This window comes from Rhodohalobacter barkolensis, assembly GCF_002834295.1.
Classification (GTDB): domain Bacteria; phylum Bacteroidota; class Rhodothermia; order Balneolales; family Balneolaceae; genus Rhodohalobacter; species Rhodohalobacter barkolensis.
In genome coordinates, this window is record NZ_PISP01000005.1 from 1 (window position 1) to 12,405 (window position 12,405).

13 protein-coding genes are annotated in these 12,405 nt (G+C 42.9%); 12 read left to right on the forward strand and 1 reads right to left on the reverse strand.

Translation table 11 applies throughout. The features are described 5' to 3' along the window. Positions 1–185: 185 nt before the first annotated feature. The 5 genes from CWD77_RS13015 to CWD77_RS13035 all read left to right on the forward strand — a co-directional run bounded on the left by CWD77_RS13015 (position 186) and on the right by CWD77_RS13035 (position 3,495). Positions 186–419 (forward strand): addiction module protein, encoded by a 234-nt coding sequence (locus tag CWD77_RS13015; RefSeq protein ID WP_101074021.1) that lies wholly within the window; start codon positions 186–188, stop codon positions 417–419. Then, on the forward strand, positions 416–706 hold the full coding sequence (locus CWD77_RS13020; RefSeq protein ID WP_101074022.1) for a type II toxin-antitoxin system RelE/ParE family toxin: 291 nt from the start codon (positions 416–418) through the stop codon (positions 704–706). The genes CWD77_RS13015 and CWD77_RS13020 overlap by 4 nt, the downstream gene beginning before the upstream one ends. Positions 707–897: 191 nt before the next feature. Continuing rightward, a complete protein-coding gene (locus CWD77_RS13025; protein ID WP_101074023.1) occupies positions 898–1,137 on the forward strand; it encodes a FitA-like ribbon-helix-helix domain-containing protein in 240 nt (79 codons plus the stop codon). Further along, positions 1,134–1,538 carry a type II toxin-antitoxin system VapC family toxin gene (locus CWD77_RS13030; RefSeq protein WP_101074024.1) on the forward strand — a complete coding sequence of 135 codons (405 nt, stop codon included), beginning with the start codon at positions 1,134–1,136 and terminating at the stop codon, positions 1,536–1,538. Before CWD77_RS13025 ends, CWD77_RS13030 begins: the two co-directional genes overlap by 4 nt. Positions 1,539–1,830: 292 nt before the next feature. Next, entirely contained in the window at positions 1,831–3,495 is a 1,665-nt protein-coding gene (locus CWD77_RS13035; protein ID WP_101074025.1) for a serine hydrolase domain-containing protein, read from the forward strand. Between the two features lie 47 nt (positions 3,496–3,542). Here CWD77_RS13035 and CWD77_RS13040 read toward each other — a convergent pair whose 3' ends face one another. Continuing rightward, entirely contained in the window at positions 3,543–4,373 is an 831-nt protein-coding gene (locus tag CWD77_RS13040; protein WP_133120235.1) for a hypothetical protein, read from the reverse strand. Positions 4,374–4,540: 167 nt separating this feature from the next. Here CWD77_RS13040 and CWD77_RS13045 point away from each other — a divergent pair, with 167 nt between their 5' ends. The 7 genes from CWD77_RS13045 (at position 4,541) to CWD77_RS13075 (ending at position 12,332) form a co-directional block, all read left to right on the forward strand. Beyond that, complete coding sequence (locus tag CWD77_RS13045; RefSeq protein ID WP_101074027.1) at positions 4,541–6,469, forward strand: CBS domain-containing protein; 1,929 nt, start codon at positions 4,541–4,543, stop codon at positions 6,467–6,469. 20 nt (positions 6,470–6,489) lie between these two features. Then, positions 6,490–8,379, forward strand: coding sequence for a glutamate-cysteine ligase family protein (locus CWD77_RS13050; RefSeq protein WP_101074028.1), 1,890 nt, complete (start codon positions 6,490–6,492; stop codon positions 8,377–8,379). Next, positions 8,376–9,542, forward strand: coding sequence for a succinylglutamate desuccinylase/aspartoacylase domain-containing protein (locus CWD77_RS13055; protein ID WP_133120236.1), 1,167 nt, complete (start codon positions 8,376–8,378; stop codon positions 9,540–9,542). Before CWD77_RS13050 ends, CWD77_RS13055 begins: the two co-directional genes overlap by 4 nt. Before the next feature lie 135 nt (positions 9,543–9,677). After that, the gene (gene scpB / locus CWD77_RS13060) at positions 9,678–10,457 is read left to right on the forward strand and encodes an SMC-Scp complex subunit ScpB (protein WP_240596821.1); all 780 of its coding nucleotides are present in this window, start codon (positions 9,678–9,680) and stop codon (positions 10,455–10,457) included. A 62-nt stretch (positions 10,458–10,519) separates the two neighbouring features. Beyond that, positions 10,520–10,963 carry a MerC domain-containing protein gene (locus tag CWD77_RS13065; RefSeq protein WP_165779153.1) on the forward strand — a complete coding sequence of 148 codons (444 nt, stop codon included), beginning with the start codon at positions 10,520–10,522 and terminating at the stop codon, positions 10,961–10,963. After that, positions 10,960–11,292: a hypothetical protein gene (locus CWD77_RS13070; RefSeq protein ID WP_101074032.1), complete on the forward strand. Its 333-nt coding sequence runs from the start codon at positions 10,960–10,962 to the stop codon at positions 11,290–11,292. Before CWD77_RS13065 ends, CWD77_RS13070 begins: the two co-directional genes overlap by 4 nt. A 293-nt stretch (positions 11,293–11,585) precedes the next feature. Beyond that, entirely contained in the window at positions 11,586–12,332 is a 747-nt protein-coding gene (locus CWD77_RS13075) for a DUF5995 family protein (RefSeq protein WP_206018026.1), read from the forward strand. Positions 12,333–12,405 lie beyond the last annotated feature (73 nt).

The window sequence follows — 12,405 nt, forward strand, 5'->3', positions numbered from 1 at the left end:
CATAAGAAAAGTGTTTTGGTTATGAAAATTTTCAGATTTGCGGTATATCTTGCTTTTTATCACTTTAATTGCAGTGAATGGCAAAACCGGTTAAACACCAAACCGTTATGCCCACTTCAAAAAATCTAATTTCTTCCGGTTTTCATCGTTAATAATTACATTCAGGTAAACAAAACACTTTTCTTATGATTACCGATTTAAAAGAGATTGAAAATTCAGCGCTGAGTCTAAACAAAAAAGATAAAGCGCGTCTGGCTGATAAATTACTGCAAAGCATTCATGGCAAAATTGATCCTGAAATTGAACAGGCCTGGATTGATGAAGTCCAAAAGAGAAAAGAGTCACTTAAATCGGGCGAAGCTTCTCTTCATTCTGCTTCGGATGTCATTAATGAAGCAAGAAAACGACTTCAGAAGTGACAATTAAATTTCATTCGGAAGCCAAAAAAGAATTTTTTGAAGCAGCCGACTATTACGAGGAACAGGTCGTTGGCTTAGGTGATGTTTTTATTGATGAGGTAGAAAAAGTATTGGATGTAATCGAGCAGCAGCCAGCTTCGGGGACCAAAATCACAAAAACTGAACGAAGATTTTTAGTGTCGCGCTTTCCCTACGGAATTATCTACTCAGTTGAAGAAGATCAGATTACAATATTTGCTGTAATGAATTTAAAGCGTAAACCGGGGTACTGGAAATCTCGAACTTAAAACCTGTGAGTATAACCAGCGGTTCCCCGAGTGGTCGGGGCAGGCTGTGCGATCGGGTTGTGGTTGGTTGTCACTGGCTTTGATTCAGCCCCGCAGCAGAATTGCCAAACCGTTAAGTACCCTTCATTTATCTTGCAATAATTCCACACCCTTCTTAGTTTCATATAGAAACCATAACGGAACTAACTCTTATGCCTAGTATCACAGTCAAAAACATTCCCAAGGAAATTTATGATCGTGTCCGTGAGCAGGCCAACGCACACCATCGCAGTATCAACAGTGAAATTATTGTCTGTTTGGAGCAAGCTGTTAAACCTCAACAGGTTTCCACTGACGATATTTTGCAAGAAGCACGTCGATTGCGTAAAAAGGCAAAAGGAAGCCTCTCTTCCGAAGAGATTGAATCTGCTATTAATCAGGGTCGTCCATGATCGTAGTAGATACTAATATTCTTGCTCACTTCTGGCTGCCATCAGATTCAACGGATCTTTGTGACCTACTCTTCCAAAAAGATCCACAGTGGGTAGCCCCTATTCTTTGGAGAAGTGAATTTCGAAATGTAGTAACGCTGTATTTAAGAAAAGAGTTGATCGATTTAGCACAAGCATTGCTGATTATGGAGAAGGCTGAACTTCAAATGAAAGATCAACAGTTTCAGGTGAACTCAGTGCAAGTCCTTCATCATGTTAGTTACTCGACTTGTTCTTCCTACGATTGTGAATTTGTCAGCTTAGCCAAGGACCTTGATCTTGAACTTGTTACTATGGACAACCAAATTCTACAAGAGTTTCCAGACATAGCCAAACATCCAAAGAATGTAGTTGAGTCGTAAATTTGGTCAGGAACCTTACCCGCACATTTATTTGAATATACCTCTGCTTTTCTTTGCGTTCATATTTTTAAAACTCTTCTTTCGTTACTTGCTAATTGAAAATCAATCCGCGTGTCGGTTAAATCGCACGCCCTTACATTCCCAATAGACAATATTCAGATATCATCTTCAAAAGTAGACAGGTCTGAATGTGTGTCAAAAATTGCAAACAGCCTTGTTTGATTGGGGAGGTTTGTTAGATTAAGAAGTCGTTCACGATTAACTGATACTTTTCAATCTACATTTGTACTCAATGGCCTCATTCAAAATTTTACTGATAAACCTGATCGGTTTACTCTTCTTATTTGCTCCATTGGATCTGTTTTCTCAAACCTATGCCGACAGTTCTGCAGTTGCTCAGCTCGATTCCATTTTCAGCGACTGGGATTCTGAAACCAATCCCGGTTGCGCGGTTGGAGTTTCTCAGGAGGGACGTCCATTGGTGATGCGAGCCTACGGGATGGCTGACCTGGAAAATCCGACACCTAATACCCCCTCAACCATTTTTGAAGCAGGGTCAGTTTCCAAACAGTTTGTTTCCGCATCCATGATTCTACTGGCACTTGAAGGAGAGATTTCATTGGAGGGTGATGTCAGGGAGATCATTCCCGAACTCCCTGACTATGGAGAGACGATCACCTGGCGCCATCTGTTGAACCACACGTCAGGACTAAGAGACTGGGGAAGTGTAGCTTCCATTTCTGGTTGGGGACGATCTAACCGAACGCACAACCACGATCATGTTCTGGATATTGTGAGCCGGCAGTCACGGCTCAACTTACCGCCGGGTGAACGCTACTCCTACAGCAACACCGGCTACAACCTGATGGCAATTGCTATCGAGCGTATTACGGGTGAACCATTTGCTGATTATTCCAATAGTGAAATATTTGAACCGCTTGGAATGACCTCCACTCAGTGGCGGGACGACTACACCCGAATTGTTAAAGGCAGAAGTTCAGCCTATTCCGGTCAGGCCGGAGATGAGGAGTACACCATCAACCGGCCGATTGAAAATGTGCACGGAAATGGCGGTTTGCTTACAACAGTCGGTGACTTGCTGGCCTGGACGTATGCCATTCAATCCGGCTACTTCGGTGAGGAGTTTCATCAAGAACTTATCAAACAGGGAGTGCTCGAGAGTGGCAGAACCATCTCCTATGCATCGGCCGTACGTGTGGATGAAGATCACGGGTATCGTCAGATCACTCACACCGGCGCAACCAGCGGTTACAGAGCTTATCTGAGCATCTATCCGGAAGTAGATCTTTCTGTAGCTCTGCTGTGTAATGTGACCGGCGCCAGTCCGGGAAGTCTGGGCAGTGCTGTTTCGGAGGTTTTTCTTGAAGAGCGGGATGCTGATGAAACTCAACCTGAAAAAGGAATTGTTCAGCGGAGTGACGAGCAACTTAAAGAGTGGACCGGAATCTGGAGTGATCCGAGAAATTATCGGGCCACAGAAATTACGTGGGAAGATGGCGAACTGAGGTTAAATGGAAATACAACTCTCCATCCAATCTCCGGAACGGAAGTTCGAGTTGGCAGCTCAGAAACTCTCTATCGCTTTGTGGATCGCGGAGATGACCACCCACACATTCAGGTTGTTCGGGAAGGTTTTGAAGAGGAGGTTCTCAATCCTGAAAACTCTGCGGAAGAATTTGATGAATCTTGGACTGATTTTGCAGGAATTTATGCGAGTCCGGATGCAGAAACGGAAGTCCGAATTGAGCTGAAGGGAGATCAATTGGTGGCATACCGGCGTCCGGCTGAAATGTTTGAACTGGAGCCTGTTTACGAAAATACATATTTGGCTCAGGGTTGGGGTTTAGTCCGATTTGTAATGGATGAAAATGACGAGGTAAATGAATTTATCTACAGCAGTGGCAGGGTATATGATCTTCGGTTTGAAAGGAAATAATAAAGTCACGGAACTGATAAATGTTTTATAGTTCCGTGACTAAGAAACTAACCACATTCCGTGTTTTCGAAGTTACTGTCCCAACAAGCTTTCTCTCCGTTGTTATAATCAGGCGCGATCAGGTACCCTTCATTTGTGTCAGAATTCCATTCTATTTCAACCGTGGAATCCTCTTCTGCATTAAAATAAATAGCACTTTTTATATGTCCATCTTTTTCGAAATTGATAGTATCACCAAGATTTCCATTTCGGTTGGATAGAACCTCCAGCTGCAGATTGGCTTGGTTCTCGTCAGTGATATTCCAGCTTAATTCTGAAACAGGTTCTCCGTCATTCTCTCCAAGAAGCCGGTAGTAAGTCCAGGTACCGATTCGGTTTTCAGGTGACGTAATTCCGGTGAATAAAAGATAATTATCCAGTCCCAAGGCGGAATTTGTGACATAAAAGTCCCATACAACTTGTCCGTCAGACTGTTCAGATGCAGCTAATCGAACTTCCATATTTTGGTTTTGATGGCTTGATGAATAACTCCAGACCCACTCGTTATCTTCACTGAATTCGGGATCTGCCTGGGTTGCAGCAGTTAAAAGTACCTTGGGTATGGCAAGATTCAGATCAACAACAGTTTTCATCACAAATGCCCGGATGGCAGCATTTGAAAAATGGCTGAAGTGTTCATTTTCAGCTTCAAAATCTGAAGAACTGGTAAGCTGAGCCTCTTCCGTATCAAATGTTGAGAAGCTCATATCCATGGATTCGGTAGGAGGCAACTGCGGCGGTTCTTCTTCAAAACCGGAAATCGAATCCTGGCATCCTGCAAAGAGTGTCACTATTCCTGCAAAAAAAAGTGAAGCAAAAAGTATTTTTTTCAAGACCATATCGAAATAATTTGATGTTAGTTTTCTTATTAAATCATCTCCGGCGGAAAAATGTTCCACTATTATTTGAGGTCTTCTTGAATTTGTGAGTTGAAAGGTTGTAAAAACTGTTTGCTTTAACCCGCATTTATTCAATAATTACATCAGGCAAGAAAATAAATGAATCTATGGGCGACGAGCGAGTACATTTACCCGAATCGAAGGAGGAGTCTCAGCAATTTCTCAAATATCTGCTGCGTGATGTTCGTGCAATGGAAAAAATGCTGAACGAGGGATGGTTTGAGATCGACAATGTTCGGATTGGAGCGGAGCAGGAGGTCTGCCTGATTGATCAATATGCGAAACCGTCACCCATTGCCATGGAGTTGATGGAAAAATTAGGCGACAACGGTTTCACAACTGAACTTGCCCGATTCAACCTGGAAGCTAATCTGACTCCACAGCTTTTTGAAGGGAAATGTCTGAGCAATCTGGAGACTGAAATTCTTGAAAAGCTGGATCAAATTCGGGATGTCATGCGCGATTTTGATGGAGATGTAGCTCTTGCCGGCGTTTTGCCAACTATACGGAAGTCGGATCTGGACATCAAAAATCTGACTCCACTCCAGCGCTATCGCGCCCTGTGTGACGCCATTAATAAACTTCGCGGTGAAGAGTACGATTTACGTATTCAGGGTGCAGATGAACTTTTGATGCGATTCGACACACCGCTTCTTGAAGCATCGAACACAGGTTTTCAGGTGCATTTGCAGGTAAGCCCAAATGAGTTTGTGGAGAAGTACAATCTGGCTCAGGCTATCGCGGGTCCCGTTCTGGCATCGGCGGTAAATTCACCCCTACTTTTTGGTAAACGTTTGTGGAGTGAAACGAGAATCGCGCTGTTTCATCAATCGGTAGATACTCGAACAGTGGGAGACCATTTGAGGGATTCGAGTCCCAGGGTAACATTTGGAAATGACTGGATCAAAGAGAGCATTCTGGAGATTTATCGAGAAGACATTGCCAGATACCGGGTCATACTCAGTTCGAATGTAGATGAAGATGTTGAGAAACTGCTGGAGGAGGGAAAGGTCCCTCAACTCAGAGCTCTGCAGATTCATAATGGAACCGTTTATCGATGGAATCGACCCTGTTACGGAATCAGTGAAGGGAAACCGCATCTTAGGATTGAAAACCGGGTATTTCCGTCCGGACCTACGGTATCGGATGAAATTGCCAATGCCGCATTCTGGCTCGGACTGCTGAACGGCATGGGTCAACACTATCCAAACATCCATGAAAAGCTTGACTTTGACGATGTTCGGATGAACTTCTTTGCAGCATCAAAACTGGGTATGGATACAAAGTTCCGATGGATCAATGATAAACGCGTATCGGCTGTGGAGCTGATTACTGAGGAATTATTGCCTATTGCCAGGGAAGGTTTGGAAAATGCCGGTGTAGACAAAGGAGACATCTCCAGTTATCTCGATATAATTGAGGATCGTGCCGATTCGGGGCAAACAGGCAGCTTCTGGATGGTGAAATCGTATAATGAGCTTTCCAAGAAAGTATCGCGCGAGCAGGCGTTGACGGCTCTGACCAACGCAATGGTGAAAAATCAGAAAAAGGGCGAGCCGGTTCATCGCTGGGGGCTGGCCAAAGTTGATGATATGGAGAACTGGCAGCCTCATACACTGTTGGTTGAAGAGTTTATGACAACGGATCTTTTTACGGTGCAAAAAGACGACATTTTGGAACTGGTTGCGAATCTGATTGACTGGAGAAGAATCCGGTACGTGCCCGTTGAAGATGACAGCAAGCACCTTGTTGGGCTGATCACGATGAGAAAAGTTTTCAGAGACTATAACAATGTTATTCACGGCAAATCAAAAGAAAGTACATCAGTCGATGACATCATGATCAAAAATCCGATCACCATACATCCGGAAGCTTCAATTCTCCAGGCGATTGAAATTATGGATGAGCAGCAGATCGGGTGCCTGCCGGTGGTTAAGAATAACAGGCTGGTGGGTGTGATTACGGAACAAAATTATATGACGATTACCAAGCGTCTGCTCAGGGTGCTGGATAAAAAGAAATCACTAAATTCGTAGGTATGTAAAGACAAAAGGTCATGGGGCAGCAAAAACTTTCAATAGCAAAAAATCCTGAAAACAGGAAACACTTCTTAAAGCATCTTCTGCACGATGTGGAGGCTATTGAAAGAATGATGGAGCTGGGTCTTTTCGAGAAAGGGGTAGTTAGAATCGGTGCGGAACAAGAGTTCTGTCTGGTCGACAGTCATTTTAAACCCTCAAAAAATGCATCGAGTGTTCTCCAAATTATCAATGACGACCATTTTACTTCAGAACTTGCCAAGTACAATCTCGAAATCAACCTGGATCCTGTAGAAACCGGACCCGATTGTTTTGCAAAGGTGGAGATGCAGCTGAGGGTTCTTTTGGAACAAGCGGAAGATGCGGCTTCAAAACTGGACGAAAAGATTATTCTTACAGGTATTTTGCCATCGATCGATTTCAGGGCAGTTCAGATGGAATACCTTACGCCAAAGGAGAGATATAAAGCACTTGCGGATATTCTTTTTGAACTTCGGGGCGAAGAATTCGAGCTTTATATAGTCGGTGTGGATGAACTCATTCTCTCCCATAACAATATACTTTTTGAAGCCTGCAATACAAGTTTTCAGTGTCATTTACAGGTTGATCCAGGAAAATTCACGGATATGTACAATTGGGCTCAGATGATATCGGGTCCTGTTTTGTCGGTGGCGGCCAATTCACCACTGCTATTAGGTAAACAGCTTTGGGCAGAGACCAGAATTGCACTGTTCCAGCAAAGTATCGATACGCGCAGTAAGCTTTACAGTTTTCGTGAAAGAGAACAACGGGTAACCTTTGGTAACAGGTGGATTGAAGGTGTTGGCGATGTATTCAAAAATGATATCGCTCGTCATACACTTCTCTTTTCCACTCACATTGAAGAAGACTCCATGAGTATTCTGAATAATGGCGGAATTCCAAAACTTGAGGCACTGCAGCTGCACAACGGAACCATCTACAAATGGAACAGACCGTGTTACGGCATTACTAACGGGGTGCCGCATTTGCGAATAGAAAACCGGTATATTCCATCCGGACCTACAGAAACGGATGAAATGGCTAATCTTGCATTCTGGGTTGGATTAATGAGCAACATGCCTGAACATTTCGCAGGTAAATGGGAAGAGCATGCATTTGAGGATGCAAAAGAAAATTTTTACAAAGCGGCGATGTGGGGCATTCAAAGTGGTATGGTATGGGAAAATCGGCATCTTTCGGCAAAAAACCTGATACTTGATATACTGATTCCTGTAGCACGGGAAGGTTTGCAGAATTTAGGAGTAAATGAAAAGGATATTGAAAGATATTTGGGGGTTATAAAAAAGAAGGCGTCCAATTATCTTACCGGATCGAGATGGACAGTAAACAGCTACCGTAAACTCAAAAAAAAGCTGGGTCGTGAAGAGGCAACGATTGCCCTTACGGCTCTGATGCATGAGCGACGTAAAACAGGTGAGCCATCTTGCAATTGGAAAATTGCGTATCTGGAGGAGCTTGGCAAAATTAACATTCGCTATGATGTGGTGAGTAATGTAATGAGCACCGACCTGATTACAGTTCATGAAAATGATCTCGCCGAATTGGTTCTTAAAGTTATGGAGTGGAGAAAGATTCGCCATCTACCGGTTGAAAGCTCAAAAGGTGAACTAAAAGGAATTATTACAAAGAACCGTCTGATTAATTATCTTTCCAACAAAGAAAATGACCCACTCTCTATCGCATCGGATGTTATGGAGATAAATCCGGTGGTTATTAGTCCCAATGAGGATATTAAATACGCCATGCTTTTGATGCTGGATAAGAAAATAAGCTGCCTTCCTGTAGTTGAGAATAACCGGCTTGTTGGTATTATCACAGATAAAGACACCTTTGAGGTTTGGGAAAAGATAAAAAATACAGAATGATTCAGGATACAGAGACGCTAAAATCGAATGCTATTGGTTCGAAAAGAATTCAGCACGTGGGATCAGATTCATCCGAAGGTCCCATTGTTGTGTTGTTTGTAGGTCTCCACGGAAATGAAACCGCAGGCGTAAAAGCTGTAGATAGAGTAATCGGCAGTTTATTGAAAGAGAGTCATATCGTGAATGGTTCGCTGTATGCCATTACGGGAAATATGGAAGCTCTCTCCCAAGGTGTGAGATATGTTGACACAGATCTGAACAGATTATGGGAAAAATTCAATACCGAACAAGATTTCTCGCTTTCGAATCAACAGAATGAATCAACACCGGTTGAGCATCTGGAGAGCCTGAGCATAAAATCTGCGATTGAAGATATTCTTTCAAAACACAATCAGCATCATCAAGAAATTATTTTTGCCGATCTGCACACCACCTCTTCCGAAAGTTGCGCCTTTATATTATTGAACGATACCCTGGCCAACAGGTCAGTAGCCAGGAAATTTCCTGTACCTCAAATACTCGGGATTGAGGAGAGCATCCATGGTACGCTTTTAAGCTATATCAACAATCTGGGTTATCGCGCAATTGGATTTGAGGCCGGTGCACATACATCCAGGAATTCCGTAATTCGTAGTGAAGCGTTCATTATGCTTCTCTTGCACTACAATGATATGATAAAGCTCGAAGAGACTGAACTGAGTGAATATGAAACAAAAATCAGGGCATATTCAGATGTGCCAGACACCTATTTTGATATTCGATATCATCACATTATTGATGATTCTGAAACGTTCAGTATGATGCCGGGATTCAAAAATTTTGATCCTGTTGATATAGGTACGCCACTTGCTTATCACGATAATAAATTGGTCAAAGCCCCCGAAACGGGCAGAATTTTTATGCCGCTCTATCAGAAGAGAGGTAACGACGGGTTTTTAATTATCAAAAAAGTATCGCCTTTTTGGTTAACACTATCTGCCTGGCTCCGACAAAGTTTTATACACAGTATCTTAAAGTTTCTTCCCGGTGTCAGAAAAGTAGATCATCAGACGTTCGAGATCAATCGGGATGTGGCGATGTTTCTTGTTAAAAAAATCTTCCACCTATTGGGATATCGGGTTACGGAGAAGGACAGCAGTACTTTTGTGTGCTATCGTCGCTGAGAACTCTACTGCTTTAACTGAGCTCAGTTTCTGAATGCTTGAGTGGGTGCATGGGTGAGGATCCACTTTTTCCTTTTTGTAATTCACGGTATCTTCTTAATTCAAAGATCACTACATAATGTTTAAACCCTGATCATGTTAGATTTTCGATTTGTTGACGGTACGCGGCTAACCTCTGTCGTTGAAGCACTGATTTTTGCCAGCCCTGATCCAATTCCATGGGATAAACTATCTTCTATTATTCATGAAAGTGAAGAGGAGGTTGAACCGGATGAAAGGGTGATTGAACGTATAGTTGATCAGCTGAACAGCCGTTACGAGGAGAATGACCTGAGCTTCAGAATAGAAAAGACCGGCGGTGGATATACATTTGTAACTCAGCCACGATTCCATCCATGGCTCAGTATTTTTCAGCACGAAAATGCCTATCGAAAACTCTCTCAGTCGGCCATCGAAACACTGGCCATTGTAGCGTATCGCCAGCCTATAACAAAACCGGAAGTGGATCAGATTAGGGGCGTGGATTCGGGGTATATTTTACGGCAGCTTTTGGAAAAGATGCTGGTTAAAGTTTCAGGCCGTGCCGATTCTCCGGGAAAACCGCTGCTCTATAAAACCACCGACTATTTTCTGAAGCATTTTGGGATCAACTCCGTGACGGAACTTCCAAAACCTCGCGAAATTGACGAAATCCTGAAGGATGACGACATGGCTGAACACCGCAGATTGCTGATGGAGCGGCAAATGGAGATTGATGAAAGCGATGAGGCCGATGAGATTCTGGAAGAGTTTCTGGAGAAGTTTAATGAAGATGATGAGTCACCCAATGATAATGGAGGGCAAACAACAGATGATCAAGAGGGTGAATCAGATGAGGTAAGTGGTGAGCAGGATGAGCCAAAACAGGGGGATTGAAATTGTCATTGAAAAGTGTGTATTTTAGTACACACTAAAATCAAGACTCAAACATAAAATCCTTGTCTGAAAAAAGTATCACAGCATCAGTTCTGTGGGATCGGTTTGGCATCAGTGTTTCTGTAATCTGTGCCATTCATTGCCTTTTTGTACCTATAATTGCTGCGCTGTTGCCACTGACATCGTTATCACCTGTACTGCACGATTGGGCTCATCCGGTATTTATTCTTTTAATTGCCCCGACGATATACTATGCATCCCGAAGAAGTCACTACGACTCTAAAATTGTTCGCTATCTTGGGGCCGGCTTCTTGCTAATCACTTTCGGGTGGCTTCTCGGCCACTTCTGGATTGGGTATTGGTTCGAAACTACGACAACATTTATAGGAAGTATACTTCTGATAGTGGGGCACTGGAAAAATTATAAGCACCATCGAACCTGTAAGGTTGCATCACATAAACATCACCCGGTTGCTGAGGAAGAAAATAAAATACATTCATCATGAAAAGACTCAATTTCACACTGGATAATTCAACCGTTGAACTGCTGAGTAAACTTGCTGATAAATTTTATGAGGGCAATAAGTCTCAGACAGTACGTGCTGCCCTCGAAAGTTTAGCAACACATCAAAATCATGACGGATGGGTAATCAGCGGGTATACGCCTATAAAAACTGATCATGAAGTGAATTGCCACACTTGCGGTACATCGAAACATGAGGGAGAGATTCTGTTTAAGCCGGTTTTTGAGAGAGGAAGCAGTCCGAAGGCCATTCGTGAAATTCCAAGCGAGGAGTGGGTTGAGTGCTCGGTTTGTGTTGAGAGTCAACCCTAATAACTTATGTCCAGAATTACCTGATATGAGATCGTCGTAGGTATAACTTGGTGACGCACTTGAAAGGCATAATTGATTAACCGTAATTGTGAAGGCCGTCAAAAAATCCAAAAGGTAATTGCAGATTTTTTGAGAACATCGGGTAAATAGCATCTGGTGGGATGTACTTGACAGGTAGATTGTGAGGGTCCGGATCATTCTTCGAAGTAGTAATTGAACTGCTTTATATGCGATGTATGAAGATAAAGCAGGAAAGTCATTAAAAACATCGGCAAATAATTCATCTAAAAATTATGAGCATGTACTCTATTGACGACGTAATCCAAAAAATGGATGCAATTGTTGAACAGTGCAGCCGGGAAAATCTCCGTGCCGGTTATTTTGCCGTACTGTACCGGCTTGTAACGATTTGCATCAAAGAGGAGATTGAGGCCGGTAATTTTGATGACAACGAGCGAATGGAAAAATTAGATACCATTTTCGCTCAGCGTTTTTTTGATGCGTTTGATGCATACTATAACGATTCAGGAGATGAGTTAACTCAAAGCTGGCACCGGGCATTTGAAGCGGCTGAATCAAATCGATTTATCATAATGCAGCATCTGCTTCTTGGTATAAATGCCCACATCAATCTGGACCTTGGAATTGCAGCCGCACAGACGGTGGAGAGTGAAAACCTGGAAATCATTCACAATGATTACAACCGGATCAACGCCATTCTTGCCTCACTTGTGGACGATGTTACCTCGAATATAAGCGGGATCTCTCTATTCTTTGGTCCGATGATTCGTTTAGCTCATGGAGCTGATGAGATGTTGGTCAATTTCAGCATTGTTGTTGCTCGGGATGGTGCCTGGGAATTTGCACATAAATATCTAACAGCAGAGGATAAAGAACTCGCCATCCAAAAAAGGGATGCTAAAATCGCTGACCTGGCAAAACGCCTTACTCAAACCGGGCCGTTTGTTTCTTTCATCATCAAGATCATTCGATGGGGAGAATTCCGTTCGCTGCAAACCAATCTGGTTCGTATGATCTGATGGGTAGGGCTTTTCTTATAGTCCGATAAATCATTGTTGACTTATCATCACTTCTACTCCCAATCTAAATGGT

What these genes read in the sequence shown, in the direction of transcription:
- CWD77_RS13075 (WP_206018026.1), top strand. Translation starts at nt 11,586, where the DNA reads ATGAGCATGTACTCTATTGACGACGTAATCCAAAAAATGGATGCAATT.
- CWD77_RS13050 (WP_101074028.1), top strand. Translation starts at nt 6,490, where the DNA reads ATGGGGCAGCAAAAACTTTCAATAGCAAAAAATCCTGAAAACAGGAAA.
- CWD77_RS13025 (WP_101074023.1), top strand. Translation starts at nt 898, where the DNA reads ATGCCTAGTATCACAGTCAAAAACATTCCCAAGGAAATTTATGATCGT.
- CWD77_RS13030 (WP_101074024.1), top strand. Translation starts at nt 1,134, where the DNA reads ATGATCGTAGTAGATACTAATATTCTTGCTCACTTCTGGCTGCCATCA.
- CWD77_RS13015 (WP_101074021.1), top strand. Translation starts at nt 186, where the DNA reads ATGATTACCGATTTAAAAGAGATTGAAAATTCAGCGCTGAGTCTAAAC.
- CWD77_RS13040 (WP_133120235.1), bottom strand. Translation starts at nt 4,373, where the DNA reads ATGGTCTTGAAAAAAATACTTTTTGCTTCACTTTTTTTTGCAGGAATA.
- CWD77_RS13035 (WP_101074025.1), top strand. Translation starts at nt 1,831, where the DNA reads ATGGCCTCATTCAAAATTTTACTGATAAACCTGATCGGTTTACTCTTC.
- CWD77_RS13070 (WP_101074032.1), top strand. Translation starts at nt 10,960, where the DNA reads ATGAAAAGACTCAATTTCACACTGGATAATTCAACCGTTGAACTGCTG.
- CWD77_RS13055 (WP_133120236.1), top strand. Translation starts at nt 8,376, where the DNA reads ATGATTCAGGATACAGAGACGCTAAAATCGAATGCTATTGGTTCGAAA.
- CWD77_RS13045 (WP_101074027.1), top strand. Translation starts at nt 4,541, where the DNA reads ATGGGCGACGAGCGAGTACATTTACCCGAATCGAAGGAGGAGTCTCAG.
- scpB (WP_240596821.1), top strand. Translation starts at nt 9,678, where the DNA reads ATGTTAGATTTTCGATTTGTTGACGGTACGCGGCTAACCTCTGTCGTT.